Origin of the sequence: Butyricicoccus sp. OF10-2 (assembly GCF_003481925.1) — a bacterium.
Classification (GTDB): Bacteria; Bacillota; Clostridia; order Oscillospirales; family Butyricicoccaceae; genus Agathobaculum; species Agathobaculum butyriciproducens.
On sequence record NZ_QUMC01000012.1, the window covers coordinates 1 to 24154 of the forward strand.

General features: G+C 46.8%; 18 protein-coding genes. 11 read left to right on the forward strand and 7 right to left on the reverse strand.

Going from position 1 to position 24154, the window contains the following annotated elements; translation table 11 throughout:
• Both DXB00_RS16330 and DXB00_RS07765 read left to right on the forward strand, forming a co-directional pair.
• The coding region (locus DXB00_RS16330; RefSeq protein ID WP_158581275.1) for a hypothetical protein at positions 1-2042 on the forward strand (2042 nt) is incomplete at its 5' end.
• 47 nt (positions 2043-2089) lie between these two features.
• Positions 2090-2518, forward strand: coding sequence for a hypothetical protein (locus tag DXB00_RS07765; RefSeq protein WP_119214725.1), 429 nt, complete (start codon positions 2090-2092; stop codon positions 2516-2518).
• Positions 2519-2621: 103 nt separating this feature from the next.
• On the opposite strand, the gene DXB00_RS07770 is transcribed toward DXB00_RS07765, so the two are convergent.
• Positions 2622-5240: an S-layer homology domain-containing protein gene (locus DXB00_RS07770; protein ID WP_119214726.1), complete on the reverse strand. Its 2619-nt coding sequence runs from the start codon at positions 5238-5240 to the stop codon at positions 2622-2624.
• Positions 5241-5627: 387 nt separating this feature from the next.
• On the opposite strand from DXB00_RS07770, the gene DXB00_RS07775 reads away from it, so the two are divergent.
• Together DXB00_RS07775 and DXB00_RS07780 are read left to right on the forward strand one after the other, a co-directional pair.
• On the forward strand, positions 5628-8435 hold the full coding sequence (locus DXB00_RS07775) for an S-layer homology domain-containing protein (RefSeq protein ID WP_119214727.1): 2808 nt from the start codon (positions 5628-5630) through the stop codon (positions 8433-8435).
• Positions 8436-8510: 75 nt separating this feature from the next.
• Entirely contained in the window at positions 8511-8750 is a 240-nt protein-coding gene (locus DXB00_RS07780; protein ID WP_119214728.1) for a hypothetical protein, read from the forward strand.
• A 420-nt stretch (positions 8751-9170) separates the two neighbouring features.
• Here the strand turns inward: DXB00_RS07780 and DXB00_RS07785 are convergent, their stop codons facing one another.
• The 3 genes from DXB00_RS07785 to DXB00_RS16335 form a co-directional block, all read right to left on the reverse strand.
• Complete coding sequence (locus DXB00_RS07785; protein WP_119214729.1) at positions 9171-9407, reverse strand: hypothetical protein; 237 nt, start codon at positions 9405-9407, stop codon at positions 9171-9173.
• A gap of 334 nt (positions 9408-9741) precedes the next feature.
• Positions 9742-10515, reverse strand: a complete 774-nt coding sequence (locus DXB00_RS07795; RefSeq protein ID WP_158581276.1) for a DUF4393 domain-containing protein — start codon at positions 10513-10515, stop codon at positions 9742-9744.
• A complete protein-coding gene (locus DXB00_RS16335) occupies positions 10505-10729 on the reverse strand; it encodes a hypothetical protein (RefSeq protein WP_158581277.1) in 225 nt (74 codons plus the stop codon). Before DXB00_RS16335 ends, DXB00_RS07795 begins: the two co-directional genes overlap by 11 nt.
• 283 nt (positions 10730-11012) lie before the next feature.
• On the opposite strand from DXB00_RS16335, the gene DXB00_RS07800 reads away from it, so the two are divergent.
• Positions 11013-11723: a hypothetical protein gene (locus DXB00_RS07800; protein WP_119214732.1), complete on the forward strand. Its 711-nt coding sequence runs from the start codon at positions 11013-11015 to the stop codon at positions 11721-11723.
• A 57-nt stretch (positions 11724-11780) separates the two neighbouring features.
• Here DXB00_RS07800 and DXB00_RS07805 read toward each other — a convergent pair whose 3' ends face one another.
• Complete coding sequence (locus DXB00_RS07805; protein WP_119214733.1) at positions 11781-14711, reverse strand: S-layer homology domain-containing protein; 2931 nt, start codon at positions 14709-14711, stop codon at positions 11781-11783.
• A gap of 625 nt (positions 14712-15336) precedes the next feature.
• On the opposite strand from DXB00_RS07805, the gene cas9 reads away from it, so the two are divergent.
• From cas9 to DXB00_RS17165, 6 genes are all read left to right on the forward strand, one after another.
• Positions 15337-18384: a type II CRISPR RNA-guided endonuclease Cas9 gene (cas9, locus tag DXB00_RS07810; protein ID WP_119214734.1), complete on the forward strand. Its 3048-nt coding sequence runs from the start codon at positions 15337-15339 to the stop codon at positions 18382-18384.
• 176 nt (positions 18385-18560) lie between these two features.
• Entirely contained in the window at positions 18561-18806 is a 246-nt protein-coding gene (locus tag DXB00_RS07815) for a DUF6061 family protein (RefSeq protein WP_119214735.1), read from the forward strand.
• Positions 18803-20743 carry a DUF262 domain-containing protein gene (locus DXB00_RS07820; protein ID WP_119214736.1) on the forward strand — a complete coding sequence of 647 codons (1941 nt, stop codon included), beginning with the start codon at positions 18803-18805 and terminating at the stop codon, positions 20741-20743. The genes DXB00_RS07815 and DXB00_RS07820 overlap by 4 nt, the downstream gene beginning before the upstream one ends.
• Positions 20744-20781: 38 nt before the next feature.
• A complete protein-coding gene (locus tag DXB00_RS07825; protein WP_119214737.1) occupies positions 20782-21138 on the forward strand; it encodes a plasmid mobilization protein in 357 nt (118 codons plus the stop codon).
• Between the two features lie 276 nt (positions 21139-21414).
• Positions 21415-21576 carry a caspase family protein gene (locus DXB00_RS07830; protein WP_119214738.1) on the forward strand — a complete coding sequence of 54 codons (162 nt, stop codon included), beginning with the start codon at positions 21415-21417 and terminating at the stop codon, positions 21574-21576.
• A 272-nt stretch (positions 21577-21848) separates the two neighbouring features.
• Positions 21849-22058, forward strand: coding sequence for a DUF4368 domain-containing protein (locus DXB00_RS17165; protein WP_305143094.1), 210 nt, complete (start codon positions 21849-21851; stop codon positions 22056-22058).
• An 86-nt stretch (positions 22059-22144) separates the two neighbouring features.
• On the opposite strand, the gene DXB00_RS07840 is transcribed toward DXB00_RS17165, so the two are convergent.
• A complete protein-coding gene (locus DXB00_RS07840; RefSeq protein WP_119214739.1) occupies positions 22145-23113 on the reverse strand; it encodes a DUF6744 family protein in 969 nt (322 codons plus the stop codon).
• A 14-nt stretch (positions 23114-23127) separates the two neighbouring features.
• Positions 23128-24150, reverse strand: a complete 1023-nt coding sequence (locus DXB00_RS07845; protein ID WP_119214740.1) for a CHC2 zinc finger domain-containing protein — start codon at positions 24148-24150, stop codon at positions 23128-23130.
• Positions 24151-24154: the final 4 nt, after the last annotated feature.

A 24154-nucleotide genomic window follows, 5' to 3' on the forward strand; every position in this document is an offset into this window, starting at 1 on the left:
CTAAGATGCTGCTCGTAACCCTGGGTTACAACGCTCAGAAGGCTGGTCTGGTAGGCACCGGTTGGGCATCCAAGACCAACGCACTGGCTGACGAGAACGGCCTGCTGGAAGACGTTAACACCGCTTTCACCGCAGCTTGCCCGCGTCAGTACGCTGCACAGCTGATCTACAACACCATCTTTGCTCCGACCGTTGTTCTTCGTGACGGCGAGTACACCAACATGAAGATGGTTACCGGTGCTAACCTGAACAACTATAACCCGACCGTTGGCGAGAAGTACATGAATCTGAAGTCCGATACCGGCGTTATCATTACCGTTGGTAAGGAAACCTTCAAGATCACTCTGGATCGCGATGAAGATAATGCTTCTGGCAACTCTGGCGACCAGTCCTACACCAAGCTGAAGAAGGATTACTCCTCTATGCTGGGCCAGAAGGTTAAGGTTCTGTTCAAGAAGACCAGCGATGTTATCGGCGTTTTCGCAACCGCTGACAACCACGTTTACACCACTGTTCAGAACGCTCTGTCCAAGGACGGCGACAAGATCAAGTTTGACGGCACCTCCTACAGCGTTGATTCTACCATCAACCTGTACACTGTTCCGGTAAGCGGCTCTGTTTCCAAGTCTACCACTTCCGTTGCTGCTCTGGTTGACAAGGATTCTGCTAACGCAGTAGTTCTGGCTGATACCGACGACAACAACAAGATCGACACCGTTATCGTTACCGAGGTTGTACTGGCTAAGGTTACCTACGTTTCCACCAAGGAAATCATTGCTGGCAGCCAGAGCTACAAGTTCGAGGACGAGAAGATCGCTGACGGCATTGTTAAGGACGACTACGTAGCTGTTTACGCAAACACCTTCGAGGATTGCAAGAACGTAGTTAAGGCTACCAAGATCACCGGTTCCATCAACGGCACCAAGACCACTACTGGTTCTGTTAACCAGTACCGCATCGACGATACCTGGTACAACCAGTACTCCAACGCTGACATGAACTCCGTTCAGGTTGGCAACAAGGTTGACGCTTGGGTTTACAACGGTGTTGTTGCATACGCTAAGCGCACCGCTGGCGAGTCCGGCAAGGTTGGCGACGTTTGCGTAATCAAGGCAATCGGCTCCAACATCGAGGGCGACAAGGTTAAGATTGTTGACTTTGATGGCAAGGAATCCATTGTTGCTTACGATACCGAGGATCACTCTGCAGATGGCTATGTTGATCCGGATGATCTCAAGGTCGGTGCTGTTTACGAGTACGAGATCGTAAAGAACGAGTACCGTTTCAAGGAACTGAACACCACTGCTGACTGGTACGGCGATTACACTGCTAAGTCCACTGGTTCTGCAGCAACTGCTGCAAACGCAGGCGGTCTGACCGTTGCAACTTCTGGTGCTAAGGTTAAGACCATTGACGGCTTCAAGGTTAACGATAATGCTAAGGTAATCCTGGTTGATACTGTTAGCACTAACAAGGCGCTTACCACTGACACCAAGGCTATCACCGGTAAGCAGCTGAAGACTCTGACGGTAGGCACTTCCACCGGCAATGTTTACGCAGCTGGCGGCATTGCAGCCTTCACCTCTAAGGTTGACGGTCTGACCCAGGTAACCTACGCTGTAGTAGGCGTAAACAGTGTTGCTTCTCAGTTTGACACCAACGACAACTACGGCTACATCACCGATTCCGCTTACGTTTCCGCTACCGGCTACGTTACCTACAAGGTATGGACCGGCGCTGAGGAAGTAACCGTAACCGAGAAGAAGTCCAATGTTAACGATCGTACCGAGGGTACTGTAATCGGCTACTCCTCCATCAACGCTGATAAGGAGATCGAGGACGTTGCAGTTATCACCGGCATCGAGGGTGCTATCAAGGGCGTAAACGACAAGCAGACCAAGGTAACCTCGACGGCACTAACCAGAACGAAATCACCGCTGATACCAAGGTTCTGTACGTTGATACTGATGAGCACGTTGGCTACACCACCGGCTCCATCGTTGAGGCTGACAAGTTCGGCAACGCTTACTTCAACAACGTAATCTACAAGCTGGACGGCACTGCTGCTGACGCTGACGTAGACCTGCTGGTGGTTGACGTTAAGAATAAGCTGCACGGCACTGTTACTCTGAACAGCGCAACTGCTGCTGACGTTGCAGCTGCTCTGGTTTCCGGCGACGTTACCGTTGACGCTTCTGCTATCGACGCCAACGTAACCGTTCCGGCTGGCAAGACCCTGACCCTGACCGGTACTGTTACCGCTACTGAGCTGGGCAAGGTAAAGGCTTCTGTAGACGCTAAGCTGGTAGTTGCTAAGAAGACTGCATCTATCACTTCTGCTGACGTATACACCGCAGCTGGTTCTAAGACCAACGAGACCACCTCTGTTGCTGGTACCACCCTGTCCGCTAAGGTTATCAAGGCAGGCGCTACCTTCACTGGTGCTACCGTTTACACCGATACTCAGATGCACACTACTGTTGCTTGGGTTGTAGACGCTGCTTCTATGCTTCAGTAATCAGCTCACGCTGACCAAAGCATAGCCTTACAGCAAAATAGGGAAACCCCCGAGAACTTTGTTCTCGGGGGTTTTTGTTGTGTTCAGCGAAGCCAAACAGTATTTACTTAGCAATACCGCCAGACAGGTCAGTATTGGTGAACAGGGAGGTCTTCAGCTCGTTGGTGGAGTCAACAACAATGATTACCTTGCCATTGCCCAGATCCTTAACTGCTGCGTTAGCGATGTACTTGTCAGAATCGCCAGCCTTATCAGCAGCCTTCTGAACTACACCCTGAGCACCAGAGCCGTCATCGGTGTCGATGAACAGAACGTATGCATCGTCATCGGTGTCGATCTCATAATCAGCAGCCTTGGTGTCACCCTGTGCCTTGATGGAGATCGTGCCATCCATCTTGTCAGCGTTGTAGTCGTAGCCGGTGATAGCACCAACCTTGGTCCACTCGTCCTTCTTAGCAACGTTGGTCAGAGTTGCAACACCCTCAGAATCAACGGTGTACTCAACAACTGCGCCTTCGTTGTACTGAACAGTAGAGCCTTCAACCTTCAGCTTAACGTCCTGAGTGCCGTTCCAAGCCTCGTATACGATGTAGTCGGTGTCGTTCTCACGAGTAGAGGAAGAACCAAAGATGTAAGCGTAGGTTACGCCGGAACCGCCCGGCAGACCTGCGTCCATATTAGCGAATACAACCTGAGCATAGTTGTAGCCGTTGGACTCCTTAGCCAGAGCCTGAGAAGCGAACTTGCTGTTCTTGCTCCAGTTGCGCATGTCGGTACCGGTGGTTACACGGTACTTGGTGTCGCTGCCGGACTTGTAGCGAACGTATACAACTGCATCGGTGGAGATGTACTTAACATCGCCGGAAGTCATCTTGTTGCTGTCAACGGTGTTGCTCTTAGTGGTTACAGCATCATAAGCATCATAGCCACTCGGAACAGCCTGCTTAGAGATGGTGGTCAGCTTGTACTTGCCGTTGGAGATCTCGTAAGAAGCCAGGAATGCGTTAGCTTCAGCAGAAACAGCCGGAGTCCAGAAACCAGCACCCGGATTGTCGTTCAGCTCAACAGTCTTGCGGCTGCCGTCAGCGAACAGCATGTCAGCCTGCCACTTGGAACCTACACCAGAGGTCTGAGCAACCTCGATAACCAGAGCGATATCAGAGGTAGAAGCCTTGTTGTCGTCAACGTAAACGATGTAGCCGTCCTTAACAACAACTGCAGCGGTGTCGTTCAGCTTGATTTCCTTGTTGCCGTAGTAGGAGTTGGAGCCAGTCTTAGCCATAGCCATCTCGTACCACTTGCCGTCGATCTGAACCTTGTAGTCATCATCGCCGGAGTTCTTGGTAGAGGTGATCTTGCCGGTTACGGTCTCCAGCTTGGTAACGCCGTACTTCTCTTCCGGTACGTTAGCCTTAGCGGTAACTGCAACGTAGTCGTCCTTCTTCAGGTCGGACGGGTAAACAGCCTCATCATCTTCCAGCTTGGAGATGGTGTAGGTAGCCAGAGTATCGTCAGCCTTCTTGGATACGTTGATGTAATCCTTGCCAACGTAGGTTACCTGAGCAACTGCGAAAGACTGAACGTCCAGCAGGTTGATCTTGGAAGTGCCGTCGTTGGAGATAGCCTTGGTGTCGAAAGCCTTAGCCATGCCGTTCTTCTCAGCCTTAACCCACTGATCGATGGTCTGATTCGTAGTCAGCTTGTTGGTAGAACCATTGTCAATCTTGACCATGGACTTATCTGCAGCTGCAACAGAATACTTAACATCGTTGTACTTCAGCTTGGAGCCATCCTGCTTGAAGTTACCCAGAACGCCGGACAGGGTGGTGTTGTCCTCAGACAGTGCAAATACACCGTAAACCTTGTCGGTGCCCTTGTACAGAACCTTAACCTTCACGTTCTTCAGAGAGGTGTAGTCCTTAGCAACCTTGGTGAAGTTTACGTCAGCGTAGAACTTGTCATTGCTGTTCTTGGAAGCAACAAACTCAGTGCCGTTCTTCTTGGAAACATTGGTCAGAGTCATGTTGTAGGTGGTCTTGCCGTCTTCCTTGGATACGGACTCGATAACGCCTTCAGCAGTGTTCAGACCCATATACTTCTCGCCAACAGTCTTGTTGTCGTCGCCGAGCAGAGTTACGTTGGTGTAAGCGTCGTCACGCCATACAACGGTCGGGGTGTCGATTGCGTTGTAGATGAGCTGTGCAGCATACTGACGCGGGCAAGCGGTGGTGAAGGAAGTGTTAACGTCCTCCAGCAGACCGTTCTCGTCAGCCAGTGCGTTGGTCTTTGCAGCCCAGCCAGCACCGGTCAGACCAGCCTTAGCCGGATCGTAACCCAGGGTTACGAGCAGCATCTTGGCAGCTTCCTGAGCGGTTACAGACGCATTCGGAGCAAAGATGGTGTTGGACTTACCAGCGATAATGCCCAGGGACTGGCAGTACTTGATGTAGCCGCGTGCCCAGTGAGAGCCGATATCGGTGAAGGAAGTCTTGTCGTCATTGTACGCAGAAGCGTCAGAGTTACCGGTGCGCAGAACGTAAATCATCTTTGCCATCTGAGCACGGGTTACAGTACCGTTCGGCTGGAAGGAGCCGTCTTCGAAACCTTCGATTACGCCCAGCGATACCAGAGTGTCCACTACATCAGCGTCAACCTTAATGTCGGCCTGATCCGTGAACGCTGCACCGGCGAACATGGTGAACGCGCAAGCGAACGCCAGCACCAGTGCGAGAATCTTTTTGAGGTTGCATACAAAAGAATAAAGTCAAACGATAGATGGATTATTTTCTTCAAAATCATTCGCAAATTCAACTATTTCGTGAATATCGGTATGCTCAGAATTGAGTAAATAAATGGATATTTCACATCCTATGTGTGAAGCAGAGAAATGAATATCTGTACAAAATCTATTCAAATTTTTGTTTATACTGACGAAATGTTTTTTGCATTGAACGCATGAAGTCTGCAACTTATTATCCATAATATGGTTCATATTGTTAGACGCACAAATCTGTAAAATGTTCTCGATTCTCGACATTTTTCTCTGAGAATACGATTTAGTCCCAACTTTGAGATTTTTATATGCCATCTCAAAAAGATTCTCGCACTGGTGCTGGCGTTCGCTTGTGCATTCACCATGTTCGCTGGTGCGGCGTTCACGGATCAGGCTGATATCAAGGCTACTGACGCTGTGAACATGCTCTCTTCGCTGGGCGTAATCACCGGTTACACCGATGGTTCCTACCAGCCGAACAAGGTCGTTACCCGTGCGGAAATGGCCAAGATGATCTTCGTTGTTCGCAACAACAAGATCGATGACTCTGCTTATCAGAGCAACTATTCCAAGCTGACTGACATCAGCAACCACTGGGCAAAGGGCTACATCAAGTTCTGTGAGTCCCAGGGCATTATCGCCGGTAAGGGCAACAACAAGTTTGACCCGGACTCTCCGGTAACCGGCGTTGAAGCTGCTAAGATGCTGCTGGTTGTAGCTGGTTATGACACCGACAAGGCTGGTCTGACCGGTTCTGCATGGCGCACCAACACCCTGAAGTACGCTGGCGCTGCTGGCATTCTGGACGACGTTAACGCTGCTCTGGAGCAGGGCCTGCCGCGTCAGTACGCAGCTCAGATGATCTACAACACTCTGGACGTTAACCGTGTTAAGTGGTCCAAGGACTCCGAGTCCTTCGACGATGTTCTGAACGGCGGCGTTAAGGAGACCGTAGGTCACGCTTACATGGGTCTGTGCGCAGACTATGGTACTCTGGTATCCATCGACAAGGATGCTCTGTCCATCAAGTTGGACAAAAACTACGATTCTGACAACTACCATACTTATACCGCTAATCCGGTTAAGTTCACCAAGGTAGCTGAGAATTATACCTCCCTGTTGGGCCAGAAGGTTAAGGTAATGTTCAAGGATGGCAAGCTGAACAATGTTCTGGGCGTTTATGCTATCTCTGACAACACCGTTTACAATACTCTGATGAACGACGTTGAGAAGGACGGTCAGAAGATCAAGTTTGATGGCACTTCCTACTCTGTTGATTCCAACAACATCGACACCTACTTTGTTGGTATCAACGGTGCTTCCGAGCTGGGCAAGAAAGCTGTTTCTTACTTCGACAAGGGTGATGCCCTGAACGCTGAGAAGACCAACGGCAACACCTCCCTGTCCGAGGTAACCTTCGTTGATTCCGACGGCGACAACAAGATTGACACCGCTATCGTTATCGAGAAGACCGCTGCTAAGGTAACTTACGCTTCTTCTTCCGAGATCGTTGCTGGCGACACCTACAAGGCTGCTGACGAGAACATCGCTGAGGGCTTTGCTAAGGACGACTACGCAGTAGTTTCCAAGAACCTGTACAAGGACAACAAGGACGTTGTTAAGGCTGACGTTCTGAACGACACCGTAAACGGCTTCAAGACCAAGACTGGCTATGTTCAGTACAAGATCGGCTCCACCTGGTACAACGCTGCTAAGGCTTTCTCTGACGTTGACACCGGCGACAAGGTAAAGGCTTACGTTGTAAACGGCGTTGCTCTGGATATCAGCTCTGACGATTCCAACGGCGCTCTGCCGACCGTAGCAGTTGTTACCGGTATCGGCGGTGACACCATCACTGGCGATCAGGTTAAGCTGACCTTCTTTGATGGCACCACCAAGACCGTAACTCTGGACAAGGTTGTTAAGTCCAACGGCGATTCCTTCACCGCTGCTCTGGGTACTGCTTACAGCTACTCCGAGTCCAAGGACGGCTACAAGCTGACTCAGCTTTCTGGCAAGAAGTACAACGATTACGAGGCTCAGGAGATCATCACCAGCTTCGCAAATACTTCCTTTGATTCCAATAAGGCGCTGGCATCCGGCGTTGGTAAGGATTACAACACCTACAAGTCTACCTATGCAATGGATGACAACGCTAAGGTTGTTCTGGTTCAGTCTTCCGGCAAGTGCAAGGTTGTAACCGGCAAGCAGTACAAGGCTCTGGCTACCGGCGATCAGGGCACGCTGACCTCTGCGTTCACCAAGAAGACCAACGGTCTGACCAAGATCATGCTGGCTTCTGCTTACGTTGGTGACGTTGACAAGACCGGTCACTCCAACGACAACTACGCTTACATCGTTAAGACTGGCTACAAGACCGGCGACGATCGCACCGCTTACACCATCTGGGACGGCGAGAAGAACGTAGACGTTGTTGAGAAGGTTTCCTACTCTGCTGGCGCTCGCGACAAGGGCATGGTAATCGGCTACTCCACCATCGATGAGGACGGCTATATCAACGATGTACAGACCTACACCGGCGCTAAGTTCACTGCTGCTGTAGCTAAGGGTTCTGAGGACACCTCTACTCTGTACTACGCTGGCGTACAGGGCGTAAACGGCGATTCTTGGGTAACTGTTGACGGCGTTAACAAGCTGAACATCACCAAGGATACCAAGATCCTGAACGTTGATTCCGACGCTGACGACGACGATCAGATCGGCAAGTCCGGTACTGCTCTGTTCGCAGCTGAGGAGATCGCTGACTCCGGCAAGTACTACATCAACGCTTACTTCGTAATGGATGAGACCTTCGGCTCCAACGACGACGCTGATCTGGCATTCATCGTATTCGACGTAAAGGGCAAGATGAAGGGCATGAACGAGAATTCTACCACGATCGCTAAGTCTGGTACCGTTACCGGCGTTACCTGCACCGCAGATACTTTCGAGGCTGGTAAGTCCTACGATCTGGTTCTGACTGCTACTGCTTCTTCTGAGCAGAAGGTAACTCTGACCGGCGCTGTATTTGCAGCTGACGGCAAGAGCACCACTCAGAAGGTTACTTTCGATGCTACTGGCAAGGCAACCGTTAAGGTTATCGCTCTTGGCACGGCAATCACCGTAACCGGCGCTGCTGTATAAGTTCTTATTCAGCACAATCGAAAACCCCGCTCTTTTGAGCGGGGTTTTCCTGCACTATGGAAAGGAGTGCTAACCATGGCTTACTCTCGTCGTGATCGAATCAATGACACCATGTCGCGTGAAGATCAGGAAGATCTGGCCTATACAAATGCAAAGGCCGGTATCAGTGTGGCTGCAATCGCTGATATGCTGGACTTGACGCATAACAAGACAAAAGACTATATTCATGCGGGTGAAGTGCGTGCAACAGCGAATAAACGTCCTAAACTGCACGTTTTGCCATCTGATGACCGCAAAAAATCTAAACAGGCTTAATACTAAGCGCTGAGTAGCGAATTCTTGAAGATGTAACAGGATTAACTACACATTACTTGGATTGTGTCCGTCAATAGAAAAGTCTTGCAAGGGTGTCAAAAGGTGAGCACCTTCAACACCAAATACACTTGTTAGGATTGTAAGAGTCGAGCCCCAATACTCACCTTCTGGTGCGCGAACGGGGCGAGCCCTTTTGCAAGAGTTTTAGGGACCTTTTGCAAGGGTCGGGTGCGCGAAACATTCGCGCTCTTTTGCGCGACTTTTATCTTAACCAAAACATTCCATGCTGATAATACAATAGCATAACTTACCCTTCACTGCAAGTGAGCGCACAAATAATACCCCCGAGGAAATTTTTCCTCGGGGGAGCCTTTACTCATTCAGCGGGAGCCAAACAAGTTATTCGGTTTTCCGAACAAATTACCACTCGGTAATGTTGCGGTTTACGTCAACAACCAGAACGGTGATCTGATCGTTATCGTCGAAGTAAGCCATTACGTTCGGAGTAGCGTCCTCAGACAGACCGGTAATGGTGTAAGTGCCAGAGGTCTTATCATAAGAGGTGATGCAGAAGTCGCTGTCGAATGCGTAAGCCAGATTGATGTTGGTGTAATCCATACCGGTTACGCCCTCAGAATCATCAGAATTTACGAACATTACGATGGTGTCCTTGCTGTCAACCTTGTCGTAACGGTCTTCCTTTGATTGATTACAAAAAAATCCTCCTGCCTTCTCATTTTTGAAGGCAGGAGGATTTGCCAGCTTAACTTACTGACATTGAGGATATCCTCGGGGGTTTTGTCCTTAAATCGGTAGAATTGCTTAAACGTACCTATATTAAATCCACACATTAAGGTCATATTTCTCACCCGTAATCATTTGAACTTGCGCACCAAGTATAATCTAAACTAATGATAAAGTCTGTTCAAATCAAATTTACCACTTTGAATATTAACTTGCTGGAAATATCTTTTATAAATTATCATAGCACTTACATAGTAGGTAGACAAATCTTACAAAAAGATCGTCCGAAGTCCGTCATTGCCATATAGCCCTCTTTTAGATGAGATTTATTAAATGGCGGCTCTTGAGAAGTAATTATATTTATTTGAGATAATATATATTCATGTTCTTTTAATGGATTATATAGAGCCTTGTCAACAAGTGAAGCCGTTTCTGAACTTTCAAGTAATCCAAGACGAAGTAAATTGTCAAAGTATTCACTGATTTTCAATGGATTTTCACATTCAGCAAGTTCGCCAATATTAGAAAAATTTTTAATGATGTCATTGCCCTCATTCTGTTCATTCACACGTTTCAATGTAACTGTCGGTACAATTAGTTGTGTAAATAAATAACGGAGAAGCTTAGCTTCATCGGGACTGAGTTGATTTATAATTTCCACAAAAGCCGGATGCACCCCATCTTTTATCGTCGCATCCATGGAGTTAGCCAGTAATTGTGCATATAATTCCCTTATCGATATATCTTCCGTTATACTTGCATTTTGTAAAGTCGGTACTGCGATTCTTGGAGATGGTGGGATAATATTCTCTGGCGTTATATTTTTTAGCTTCTCTTCCAGTATTTTGTATAGATCAGAGAGCATCTCTTCTCGCAACTGTGGATAATACTCACGAAATATAGTAAATGCCATCGTAGTAGCATCTTCCACAGATAATCCGTTATTCTGCTCTGCGATGAATGTGTTTCCGTGTGCACCCAATCCTGCATTTTGATGGATTTCTGTCGTATCAGTCATCATTTTTCCCTCCAGTATGGTTGTTCTGAATTCCAATAAAGGTATTATCATTTCCAGATGATGTCTGGTTTATTATTGTGGAATGAGGCTTCTTTTCACTTGAATGTCTTTTTTTTGCAATTCTGAAAAGGCCAGATATAACAGCTATTAATGCTGAACCACCAACTCCAATCAGCGCAGCTTGTACGGTTACATCTAATGATAAAAACCACTTCATCGATATCCCTCATCTAAAATATTTCTGTAATAATCTGTTAAACGGCGATGCTGTTATCTTTTATTTAAGTATATATGTGATTGATTTCATTGTCAATTTTAATCGCAAGACGTACTAACCAAAGTATGATTCTATTATTATCTCTTGAAAATATTTTTGCTCAATGATATCCTTTACCCTCAAAAATTTTCGCGATTTTGAAAAGTTTTTCTTGCAATTTCAGAAAAATCGGCTATTCTATTACTCACATCAAAACACCATGCGAGTTTAGGAGGTAATTTTTATGGGATTCGAAGCAAATCGTCAGCAGGTATTCAGCAAGCGCATTGTGGATCTGCCGGACCAGCCGGACATGTCCGCACGCGACCTGAAAGCGTACTTTGACTCCTCGGCAGAGGAACTGCGTCAGTCGTTCAATGGGCTGTGCGATGCACTGATCGACTTCTCTGCAGCGGCTAAGATGGGCTACCACGAAAGCGCAGGCGTACCGGCGCAGACCGTTCAGGACGCGATCGAAAACGTGCAGAAGCAGGTGCGTGACGCATCGGTGGGCAAGCTGCCGAGCGGCTGTGTAGACGGCGACAAGCTGGCACAAGACGTGCGCGACCGCTTCACTGCAATCGAAAGCTCGGTGCAGACAGAAGCTAACACACGCAGCAATATGGACGCCACCTTGCAGCAGCGTCTGGAACAGGCCGGACAGGTCCTGACCTGCAAGGCAGAGATTACCGCATCGCATTACATCGGCGATGGTCAGGCCAACCGTGAAATCAAACTTGGCTATCGTCCGAAGGCCGTGCTGCTGTTCCGCGAGGGCTATTACACCAGTTACGGTAACGCAATGTACGGCGGTCTGGCAACCGATGGTTCTCCGGTTATGTACGGTGAACGCATTGCGCTGGGCATCACCGATGAAGGCTTTGCAGTCCTGCATAACTCCAGCTGTGCCATGAACCAGAATACCTGTGTGTATACCTACCTGGCCATTAAGTAATGGCAAAAGGAAAACCCCGAGGATTTCCTCGGGGTTTTCTTTATGTTTAAGTAAAACTTAAACGGTTGCAGCGGTTACAGTGATAACCGGAGCAGCAGAGCCTACAACAACAGTGAAAGTGTAGGTGTGGCCAGCAGCTACCGTAGTTGCAGTTGCCGGAGAAACAGTACCATTGGTAGCCGAAACAGTTACCTGATTAGCAGCAGAGTTAGCAGCTACAGCAACAGTTACAGTTACGGTCTCGCCAGCTACAGCAGAGGTCTTATCTGCGGTAGCGGTTACGCCAGCTACGCCAGAAACGGTCGGAGCAACTACAGTGTAAGCAGCACCAGCATTGCCCTGAGCAGAAGCGCTAGAATCCTGAACGTAGGACTGCAGCTTGTTGTCGGAGTCAATGAAGATAGCCTTGATCTCATTGTAGCCGGACTTTGCTTCGTAGAAGATAGCTGCGTTAGCGTAGTCATCGCCGAAGGTCTTGGTGTAAGCAACAACGGAGTTGTTGTCAGACTTCTCCTTGTCATCGGTGTTAACGCCGATCTTAACGGTGTCAGAAGTCAGGGTCCAAGCAGCATCCTGACCGTTGATAACCTTACCATCAACGCCAACCTTGTCGGTGGTGGTGATGATGCGCTTATCCTCAACGGACTTAACCTTAACTACTGCGAAACGGGTGGTACCGGTAGTCGACTCAACCTTAACGTCAGAGTTGTTAGCCTTAGCATCGGAAGCGATGATCGGGTACTCAACAAAGTCGCCACGGTATGCAGAGCAGGAAGAACCGTCAACGTTCAGGGTAACTTCCTCAGAGCCGTTCCAGATGGTCAGCTGAACAACAGTGTCGTCGCCGAGCTTGGTGTCGATGCGGTTGGTAACGTAGCCGTAAGCGGTAGAGTCAGAACCGCCGGTCGGGAAGCTGCTTGCCTTAACTGCCAGAGCAACAATCTTGTTATCATCAACAATGTACTGAACGTTCTGTGCAGCCAGAGAGAAGTTACCCAGATCCTTAGCAGTGTAAACCTTCCACTTGCTGTCGGTGGTGTTGTATACGAAGATAGCAGCATCAGAAGCTACGATCTTGGAAACAGCAGAGCTACCGGAAACAGTATAGGTTACGGTTTTAGCATCGCCGTTGAAGGAACCAGAAGCAATAGAAGCTACATTGGTGTAATCCTTAGCGCTCAGGTCAACCTTGGAGTCGCTGGACTTCAGGTTGTAAGCGAACAGCTTGCCAGCTGCCTTGGAAGTATCCAGAACAGACGGAGTACCAGTGGTCGGCAGTGCAGCGCCGTCCTTCAGCTCGTCAACGGTGGTGGTGGTCTCAGAACCATCAGCCTTCAGCAGCTTAACGCGGGTATCGCCGAACTCGGTGGTACCAACGGTAGCAACTGCATAGTTGTTAAAGCCAGAGATCTTGTTGTAAGCAACGTAGTACTTGCCGTCTACGATCAGCTTGTAGGTGTCGTCTACGTCGCTAGAGGTCAGAGCGGAATTGGTGAAATCAGTTGCTACTGCAGTGTTAGCAGAGAACTTGTACCAGTTGCCGTTTACACGAATCTGAGAATCGCTTGCCTTGAATGCTTCGATCTTGCCCTCAACGGTCTCAGCCTTGGTGATGATGTTCTTACGCTCGGAGGACTGATAAGCCTCAACGTACTGAACCAGATCGCCAGCCTTGATGCCGTCGTATACTACGCAGTCATCCAGATCCTTGGTGCCGAGGCCCTCAACGCCAATCTTGGAAGAAGTTACGGAAGAAACCTTGCCGAACTTGGAAGTGGTAACGTAAGCCTTAACGATCTTGTTGTCGTCGTTGGTAACGAACTTGATAGCATCGTTAGAGTTTACCTTGTAGTTGCGGGTAATGTAGGTAGCAACCTCAGCTGCGGTAGCACCAGTGGTCTGGTTGTTGGAAGTAGCAGCATCAATATGATCAGCATCAATAGTGGTGTTAAAGTTGGTAACGATTACATCATCGTTAGCAGTATGTGCAGCAACATCATACTTCTTGTCGTTGAACTTGATCTTGCCAGCGTCAGAGCAGGACTGCAGATCGCCCTTAACGATGTTGTAAACCTTGGTGTTGCCGGTTACATAGATACCAAAGATGGTGTCCTTAGCGTCCGGCTGGTTCTTGGTACCGGTGTTGCCGTCCTTGAACAGTACGGAAACTTCCTCGCCAACATACTTGTTGTCGAAGTCAGCCTTGAACTGTGCAGCTACAGCAGAAACCTGAGAAGTGCTGTTGGTAACGGTCTTGTGCTGACCATCGATAGAGCCATTAACAGTAATCTCGCCATCCTTAGCGGATACGATGCTGCTGTCGCCCTCGAAGGTACCGATCCACTTCTGCAGGCCCATGTACTTCTCGCCAACGGTCTTGTTGTCAGTGCCAAGCAGGGTTACGTTGGTGTAAGCATCGTCGCGCCATACAACGGTCGGGGTGTCGATGGTGTTGTAGATCAGCTGTGCAGCGTACTGACGCGGGCAAGCAGCGGTGAAGGAAGTGTTAACATCCTCCAGCAGGCCGTTCTCGTCAGCCAGTGCGTTGGTCTTAGCAGCCCAGGACGGACCAGTCAGACCAGCCTTGGCAGCATCGTAACCCAGGGTTACGAGCAGCATCTTTGCAGCTTCCTGAGCGGTTACCTTGTCGTTCGGGCAGAACTTGGTGTTGCTCTTACCAGCAATGATGCCCAGAGACTGGCAGTACTTGATGTAGCCACGAGCCCAGTGGGAGCCAATGTCGGTGAAAGAGGTCTTGTCGTCGTTGTACGCCGAAGCGTCAGAGTTACCGGTGCGCAGGACGTAGATCATCTTCGCCATCTCCGCACGAGTTACGGTGCCGTTGGGCTTGAAAGAGCCATCGTCGTAGCCATTTACTACGCCCAGAGCAACCAGAGTGTCCACAACTTCAGCGTCAACCTTAATGTCAGCCGAATCCGTGAACGCTGCACCGGCGAACATGGTGAACGCGCAAGCGAACGCCAGCACCAGTGCGAGAATCTTTTTGAGATTGCATATGAAAAAACTAATATGAAAGAAAAGGATGATGAAAAATTAAAAATATAGTGTATTCATAACTTTATATAGGGAAATTAGTGCAAGAAATATGTTCCAAAATAAAACATAAAAAGTAAATTTGCATAAGCAAATATGAAAAGAAAAAATTTTTTTTGACAAATTTAGTGTTCGCCAACAGTATATATAAAATGTAGATAAAAGTAAAACACCAGAGTATTAGATATTCCGTGGTATAATAAAGGACCTGTATCTAAACGTACAGGTCCTCGTGGGTAAGAAGATCTGAGCACTCCCATCTCTCTAACGCAACTTAAAAGCAGGGGAGCCACAGTCTTAAAAAATTTTAGCAAAAATAGTATAACATCAATGCACGATAATAGCAATAGTGTAGATTCTTTTTATGAGTAGTCACTTGCAATATGTCCTTGCAGTTACCGTTGCAAATTTTTCTATTGCAAATCTTTCTTTTTACCATTATACTAAAGATGTTTTCTAACGCAACAATAGAAAGCAGCGTTGCCACACCCAGGTTTGGCATCACAAAGCTCTATCCCGGCCTTGTGTCGGGATATCTTTGTATTACAGGAGATTTACTATGAAGTATAGAATTGGTTTACATCTGGATAATGATAAAATCGGTTGGGCGGTAATCAGCGAGAATGAGCAGGGTGAAGCCTGTCATCTCGAACGTATGGGTGTTCGTTTCTTCTCTGTTGCCGAAAATCCGTTCAATGGCGCTGTACCTGGCATTGAACGTCGTAGGTATCGACTGACTCGCCGCCGCTATGCGCGTATCCGTTATCGTTTCTCAAAACTGCGTGAGCTTTTTGAACAAGTTGGTCTGCCGCCCATCGAAAAACTTGTCCACAAGTCTGTGGATTATTTGTGGCAGTTACGTACAGAAGGTCTGGAGCGCCAGCTGACACCAGAAGAGTGGGTTCATGTATTGTACCATATTGCGCATCATCGAGGTTTTCAGTATGAAGGAGAACTCGAGTCTTCTATGGTTCTCTGCAATGACGCTAAAATGCGTAAATCGATTCGTGAAAATCAGCAACAAATGGAGAAGTACAAATATCGTACTGTCGGTGAACTCTTCTATCGTGATGCTCGATTTCGTCCGAACGGCGTATTCGCTCCGTTCAAAACCGGACAACCGTATATTACTTGCGTTACTCGTGATATGATTCGCGATGAAGTCGTGCTTCTCTTTTATGCACAGCTCAGTTTAGGCAATCCGTTTGCCACTGAAGCCTTTGAACAGAAATATACCGAGATTCTTTGCCGCCAGCGCCATATCACGAATGGTCCGGGTCCTAATAGTCCTTATGCACGTCATAAACGCCGGGTCAGCGGCATTTATTGTCCCCTCGAGCCACAGCATGAATGCTGTCCGACAGTCACTCCGCTTGCAGAACGCTTTCACTTCTTATGTATGGTCAATGCACCGTACTCTATTGTTCATAACACACAGATTATTGAAAAAACAGATGAGCAAAAGCAAAAGATTCGTGCTGCCTGCACCAAGAACCCATCGGGTGTCCTTGCGGCTACGCGCAAAGTACTGCATCTGGAATCCGATACTCCTCTGACACTGCATCTCAATGGCCATGCGTATTCCGCGTCTGCAGTCAAAGATTTCGTTACACCTCATGGTCGCCAACTCCGCACGGCACTTTCCAAACAGTTTCCGGATGAACAAGGCATCCTGCACAAACATTGGGAAAAACTTCTCATCATGTTCGTTTCTACACCGAATGACCAATGGAAAAAGCAGTTAAAAGCCTATGGGTTTTCCAAAGAGCTGTGCGAAGCTCTGATTAATGCACACCTTATTAAACGCGATTTCTATTCTCGCAAAGCTATCGGACAGATGCTGCCATTTCTGGAGAAGGGCATGTCTGCCGATGAAGCACGGGATAAAGCCTATCCTAATAATCCCTTTGCGTATAATGGACCGCTGAATTTCAAAAAATTTCATCACATTGCCCGTCCTATTACGGAGCGTGTTCTGTCTCAGTCTATTGTTTTGATCAAAGCACTTATTCGTGAATATGGAATGCCTACCACCATCCAGTTCAGTACATCATATTCTATGGGTGCGCCTAGGGCTATTCGTAAAAAATATCAAAAAACAATGGCTGCCTACGAAAAAAGTATTCAGCCATTTCTGGTTTACGCAAGCAAAACTCTTCAGCGCAATCTAACAAATGATGAAAGAAATCGTATTCTATTATGGCATAGGCAAGATCACCAGTGCATCTATACGGGTACTCCGCTGACATTAAACCAGGTTTTATCGTCGTCAGAAACTTCTGTAGATCATATCATTCCTTATGCTGATAGCTATGATCATAGCCCACAGAACCTTGTATTAGTTCTTCGTTCTGCTTCCGATAAGCGCACTGCGCTGCCTGGAGCATTGTTTGGTATGAATGAAGATTTTCGTCAACGCGCTTGTAAAAGTAACCATCGCAAAACTCGAACAAATCTTTTGACGACCAAGTGGAATGAACAGAATAGTATTGATCAGAAACAGCGTTCATTGTATAATTCTTCGTCGCTCCTTAGTTCTTTTGCTGTTTTCCTACATCGTACGCTATCTGCATCCAGTAATACAGATGTGACTGTATCGTCGTTAAAGACACGAATAACCGGTCTGAGCACGGAACGCGTATTTGATAATGTACCTATTGAAATGGAACCTGCTGCAAATGCTATCCTTACGGCAATCATTGACACACATACCTGTGAGCAGCTGTCCAACTTCTTTATGGGGAATTATGAAAACACTCTATTTCGACCATGGAATTCCTTGCAGACAGAATTCGCTTCACTTTGTGCATCCAACAAGCAGTGTTTTTCTCATATGTCACAGCATCGAGTTCGCGGTGCCGCTCATCGTGATACCATATTACGCAGTCGCGGTGACCAAATCGTGGCCAAAGTTCCACTTACCAAATTAAAGCTGAATAATGATAGGGAAATTGCTGACTATTTTCAGCCGGAACGTGATCGTCTGCTGTATACTGCACTGCGCAAGCGTCTTATTGCATTTGGCGGAAATGCATCGGAGGCTTTTGCAGAACCTTTTTATAAGCCTAAATCCAATGGTCTGCGTGGTCCTTTGGTTAAATCGGTTCCTATTATACAGCGTCCGCGCAGCTTCGTACGCGTTCGCGGTGGTATCGGCATTAATGGCGATATGATTCGCATTGATGTATTCCGTACAGCTGATCAGGCCTATTACTTCGTGCCTATCTATGTTAAGGATACGTTGCAAGATGCTCTGCCATTACGAGCGGCAACCAAAAATCCGGATCGTATGTTATTGATGGATGAACATGATTTTATCTTTTCCCTTTATCAAAATGACGTGATTTATATCGAACTGCCAGAAGCAATCACTTTGAAAAGCACAACTTCTTCCGATTCTATTGAAGTAGACCATGGATATTTTCTCAGAGGTAAGGTTCGAAGTAAAAGCGGCACATTTGAAATCTCTACGTTGGATAAGCAGTATATGCGTACATCTATTCCATTTTTCAGCTTGTCCAAACTATATAAATGTGAAGTTGATCCGCTTGGAACGATTCGAAAAATCACGAAACCTGAAAAGCGTATGGAATTTCATCTTAAATAAAACAGAAAACGCCCAGCTTTAGATGGGTGCTCGTAAGGCAGTAATTCTAAAAAATTACTATTTTACGGCATCTGTCTGACAGGGTTGGAAACAACAACGAAAAAAACGATGTCGAGTTGCATGACCGGCATCGTTCTTTTTTGCAACAAAATATTAGAATTATGGAGGTATTTACCATGAAACACCTGTTATCTTGTGAATTTAACCTTGATACTGCTTGTGTAGAGCTTTGCTTTTCAGACGGCAGCATGGTTTCTATCGACACTATCGCTGTGGAAAACGAGGTAGTGAATAATATGTATCAACAGTCGGAACTCGACTACCTGATCGATAATGACCCTGCTGCATATGCTGATTTAATCCTTAACGGCGATCCTGCTGTCTACCTCAAGACAGTTACAGAATACCAAAACCTTGATTGATTTTTGGTGACGAACAAGAGCTGCCCTGCCATTCAGCGGGGCAGCTCTTGTTTGGGCAAGAATGTGCTCATGAAAAGTTATGCTTTAATCCAGTGAATTTGGAAACTAATCTTGAAAAATATGGTGCCTTCTTGTATAATAATGTGTGTACACACGCCGATTTACCGGAAAGGATGAAACCGATGGCCGATACGCATATTAAATATAACGATCACTCGATCAACTCCGCATTTAAGAATCACTACATTGTTCCCGACTATCAACGAGAGTATGTTTGGAAAGACGAACAGGTAGAGCAGCTATTGGCAGACTTACTTGATGCTTACAATACCGATAGTCAAAAGGCTTATTTCCTTGGTACTATTGTAACTTATGACTCTGGCAGCCAGTTTGAGTTGATTGACGGACAGCAGCGCCTTACCACATTTTTTATTCTGTTGTGTGCAATCAAAAAAATCTACATGGATCATGGTGAACAAACCAGTGTTATTGAAAATTTAATTTATAGCCCAACCATGAATAGTGAGGGTGATGTTATTAACTTGTATCATCTTCAGCTTCAGTATGAAGATGCCGGAAATTGTTTAGAGCTGATTGAAAAAGGACAGGAAAGACCGAACTATATCACTCAATCGGGAGAAAGACTGTTCGACGCATTCAAGACGATTCAGGACTTTTTGCAGGAACAATTCCCCCAAATCGCTGATTTGAAAAAATTTGTTGTATTTCTGCTAAACAAAACAAGCTTTATTCGTATTGAAACTTATGACATTTCTGATGCACTGAAAATTTTTGAAACAATCAATCAGCGAGGCAAAGGGCTTGACCCGATGGATTTGCTTAAGAATATGGTTTTCCGTCAGGTTGACAGAAGCAAATTCAAAGAACTAAATATGAACTGGAAGTCTATTACCCGTTCGCTGGAAAAAATTGATGAGAAGCCGCTCCGTTTTCTTCGCTATTTTATCATGGCCAATTATGATACCTCCAGCGAAAAAGATGGGATTCTCCGTGAAGATCAGATCTATACCTGGCTCAGTAATAACAACGCTCAGTGCCATTATGAAGAAGCTCCATTTCAGTTTGTTCAAAAAATGGCACAGAATGTTGAGTTATATGTTAAGTGCAGGATGCCCGATGATGCATTAGAGGGAAATGTACATTTGAAGAACATTCCTTTGCTGGCAGGTAAATCCTATAAGCTGCACTTGATGCTTCTTCTTGCGGCTTCCAACATGAACTCGGAGGCATTTGCCAAATTCAAAAGCATCCTTGAATCTGTGGTTTATTACACGGTAATTGATAAAATAGCGACCAATATCACAGAGCGAACTTTTGCATTGTGGTGCAGAGATGTTCGCAATATCGTTACAGCAGAGGACTTAGATTGTTTTGTAAAGAACACTATTATTCCCACCGTGAATGACTGGAAACTCGATAATAAATCCAACTTCCTTCGCTTGGGGTTGAACAGTATGCAGCAATATCGAATCAAGTTTATTCTCGGTAAAATTACTGCGTATGTAGATGCATTGAAATTAGGGAAAACTACGGTGGAGGATTTAACTACCTATACGGAAACAGCAGTTGAGATTGAACACATTATGCCGCAGGCTTGTACAGATAAAGGACTGTACGGCATGAATGAAGAAGAATTTTCTGTATATATTAACCGGCTTGGAAATCTTACCTTGCTTGAAAACACCATCAACAGATCAATCCAGAATGATGTTTATGCAAACAAGGCAACTTACTATAAACAGTCTAAATTCTACATCACTTCTTCTATCTCGGAACTGGTGAATTTAGGACAGGATACTGCTATCAACAGAACAAACTCACTGCTGTCGTCTTGGCCTGATTGGAATAAGCAAGCCATTGAAGAACGACAAGAAATGTTCTATCGGTTAAGCGAAATGATATGGGAGCTGAGATAACCTACCAGCAAAAAAGAAGTGCTTTAGAGGTATTCACAATGGCAGAAAAACGAAAACCAGCAATCCGTCAGCGCCCGATACAGGTCAAGTTTTTTGTAGACGAAAAAGAACTTGACCTGATAAAACAGAAAATGGCACAGATGGGAACGGACAACATGAGTGCTTATCTCCGCAAAATGGCAATCGACGGGTATGTTGTGAATTTGGATATGCCCGAACTCCGTGAGTTGACTTCCAAAATGAAACGGATATCCAACAGCGAAAACCAGATTGCCAAACAGCTCAACACAACGGGTAACATCTACGAAGCTGACATTGAAGAAATCAAAAAGAATCAGGAAGAAATTTACGAAGGCATTAAAAAAATCCTGCTTTCTCTTTCCCATCTGAAGTGATGTCAGCTCCGCAGGAGTGTAGCTGATTTTGAAAAAATTGTCAAATGGTTTGGGATGCTTCCCAACAAGCTTTTGCAAAAATCAGCTTCGCTGAAATTTGCAAAACGCACGATGTGTGTACACACGTGCACTGCTTGCAAAGTTTGTTTTGACCTTTGCAAGTAACTTGCAGGTTTCAAATTTTTAGAAAAATAGGTTAACCGCTGCGTTGTCTAACAGACAGCACAGACGGCGGGATATGCTAAGATTGTAAAGCAAAGTGCAAGGGGATATAACATGAACGATAGAATTGCCTTAGTGATTGGAAATTCTGATTACATTTATGTAAACAAATTAAATAATCCAAGAAATGATGCTAATGACATTGAATGTGTTTTAAGCAGTCTTAACTTTGATGTTAGAAAGGTAACTGATACCAACTTGATTGATCTTCAATAGGCAGTCAATACTTTTTTGAAAGAGTTAGACGAGTATGCTGTTGGGTTATTATTCTATGCTGGATAAGGATATATAAGAAGCGTCTGGCACAGGCAGAAAAGCGTATAGGGGAACTTGACCGCCTGTTTATCAAAATCTACGAGGACAACGCCAAGGGCAAGCTGAACGATGATCGCTTTGCCATGATGAGCAAGACCTACGAGGATGAGCAGGCGCAGCTCAAAGTTGAAATCGTAAATCTGCAAAAAGAGATTGCAGTACAGGAATGACAGATAGAAGACCTTGAACAGTTTATTCAGCGGGCACGCAGATACACCGACCTCACAGAACTTACACCATATGCGCTCAGAGAGCTTGTAAAGGCGGTTTATGTGGAGGCACCGGACAAGTCCAGCGGTAAGCGCAAACAGAGGGTACATATCGAATATGACCTTGTTGGCTATATTCCTGTGGATGAACTGATAAAAGCGGAACAGGCATGACCGAAATCATGCCTGTTCCAAGAAATTCACATATTACTGTTTTACGACCACCGAGCTTTTGCTGAGCGTTTTCTGTTTATAAGGTATTAGGCGGCCTTATTGGCTCTCAATCCCATTGCCCGCATCTGCAATTCCTGCGAATACAGGCGAAGTGTATCAAATTCGTTGTCGGTTTCATCGAGTTGCTTGCGGAACAGGGCTTCGAAGCGCTGCTTCTTTTCCTCGAGTTCACGGATTCGGTTGATCCAGCGTTCCAGAATAGCAGGACTCTGGCTGGCATTGTTGATTAGATAAGCGGCGCGTTCCTGATATTCCTGTGCCTCTTTGCGGACAAGAGTATAAAACTCCGCGGTCATCTTTTCACGCTGTTTATCGTCATCGGCTACGAAGAAGCTGTTGACGATAAGCGGCTTATCGTTGCGATTGGCGCGATTCAGTGCTTCCAGAAAATCTTCAAAGAGGTCAACCTTGTGCATATGGTCGCGCGGGACGAAGTACAGCTTGCCGTATATCGAGATTGGCAAGGCATCCAGAGATGCAAGGTAATGCGTCACAATCGTGTCGATTTGACTGCGTCCAAGACAGTTGCGGTAGACCTGAAAGCGCTGCTCCATTTCATCGCAGAGCTGAGCAACATCGACCGTCGGATCGTTCTGCTCGATATTGCAGTACATCTGATCCTTGCTGCGGTCATAGCATACATTTGCCAACTTTTCGTAGCGATTCGTGCTTAAACCGACGGTTTCACGTACTAACTCACGCGAATAAATTTGTCCATTGTGCATGTTATCGCGGCAATAAATCCGAAAAATCTCCTGCGAACCTCTGCTATTTGCCTCAACTCGGCGCATCACACGACCGGTTGCACTCCGAAAAGCGTCAACTACCGAAATACGGCGGCCGGAATACGGGAAGTCCATAACGTTACAGATGTTCTCAAACTCGGCCTTGTCTACCAGCACATCGCCCAAAGAATAATAGACGAACTTACCGAGCAGTTGAGTTTCATCAAGGTTATTGCCCTGAACGACCATGAATTGGTTAGGATTTGTCATAAGAAATCTCTCCTTTAGCTGATTCGTTTTGCGGCAAGATAATCGTCTATGCCGTTGTAGTTTTCACTCCAGATAAGTGTTTTGCAGGGCAGGCCGCAATCGGTAACCACTTGTCGTAGACGCTTTCGTGCAGCTACGACTTGCGGATTGCGCAGCTTGTCCATATCGAACGCTTCCTGAACAGAGGTCAGATGCAGACTTTTTAACGTGTCTGGCAGATATTTTATCGCAGCAACACCGGGAACACAGATGAACAGTGCGTTACCAGATAACGCGCTGGCAACATCGCCTTTCAGCGGTCCCTCGGTGATAACTGCGGTGTTTTGCGCACAGTTTCCGGTCACATGGATCCAGCTTCGTGCGGCAGTGCCATAAGGCTTGCCGGCACTGGAAAGCCAGACATATTTCATGCGTTTGGTGTTTTCGCGGCGGATTTGAATACCTTGGATCTGGCCGGTCATAGCACGAATGGGTATCAGCAGTCCGCTGTATGAGCAAAGCCGCCATGCATTATCACGAAAATAGAACCCCGGTACACCGTTGAGATCATAGCGAGAGGAGAGCTGCGCGGCAATTTTGTCGCGCAGTTCCTTTCCGTCTTGCAGTGAACGATAGCTGTTTGCCACAATCGCTTGATCAGACAGCCCTCGGCCGGACAGGTTTTGATGGTGCTCTGCGGACAGCGGAAGCAAGTCCAGCAGGGCACGGTATACAGCGTCACGCTGTTCGATGCCTGCCGGTTCACGCTCGGGCGGCTTCTGTACCGCCGGAAGCGGGAAGTGCAGCATTTCATCGGCCACCAGTACGTGATAGGCGCTCGCATAGGATAAGCCTGTACGGCGTGCATAGAGGCTGACCGCGTTGCCATGGGCACCACAATGAAAACAGTGATACTGCTCTGTATTGGAATACAGATACAGCCTCCGCTTGGTGTCACCGCAGAACGGGCAGTTGATGTGCAGCTGTGAGCCGGAATCATTGACCGCAAGTCCGCTTTTTCGTGCTGTTTGCAGGATTGGAAATGTGATAAATCCCATATGC

Bases quoted from the DNA above. Each gene is read 5' to 3' on its own strand.
- DXB00_RS07795 (WP_158581276.1), bottom strand. From the start codon at position 10,515: ATGATGACTGATACGACAGAAATCCATCAAAATGCAGGATTGGGTGCA.
- DXB00_RS07830 (WP_119214738.1), top strand. From the start codon at position 21,415: ATGAACGATAGAATTGCCTTAGTGATTGGAAATTCTGATTACATTTAT.
- cas9 (WP_119214734.1), top strand. From the start codon at position 15,337: ATGAAGTATAGAATTGGTTTACATCTGGATAATGATAAAATCGGTTGG.
- DXB00_RS07815 (WP_119214735.1), top strand. From the start codon at position 18,561: ATGAAACACCTGTTATCTTGTGAATTTAACCTTGATACTGCTTGTGTA.
- DXB00_RS07785 (WP_119214729.1), bottom strand. From the start codon at position 9,407: ATGTTCGTAAATTCTGATGATTCTGAGGGCGTAACCGGTATGGATTAC.
- DXB00_RS07780 (WP_119214728.1), top strand. From the start codon at position 8,511: ATGGCTTACTCTCGTCGTGATCGAATCAATGACACCATGTCGCGTGAA.
- DXB00_RS07840 (WP_119214739.1), bottom strand. From the start codon at position 23,113: ATGACAAATCCTAACCAATTCATGGTCGTTCAGGGCAATAACCTTGAT.
- DXB00_RS07825 (WP_119214737.1), top strand. From the start codon at position 20,782: ATGGCAGAAAAACGAAAACCAGCAATCCGTCAGCGCCCGATACAGGTC.
- DXB00_RS07845 (WP_119214740.1), bottom strand. From the start codon at position 24,150: ATGGGATTTATCACATTTCCAATCCTGCAAACAGCACGAAAAAGCGGA.
- DXB00_RS07800 (WP_119214732.1), top strand. From the start codon at position 11,013: ATGGGATTCGAAGCAAATCGTCAGCAGGTATTCAGCAAGCGCATTGTG.
- DXB00_RS16335 (WP_158581277.1), bottom strand. From the start codon at position 10,729: ATGAAGTGGTTTTTATCATTAGATGTAACCGTACAAGCTGCGCTGATT.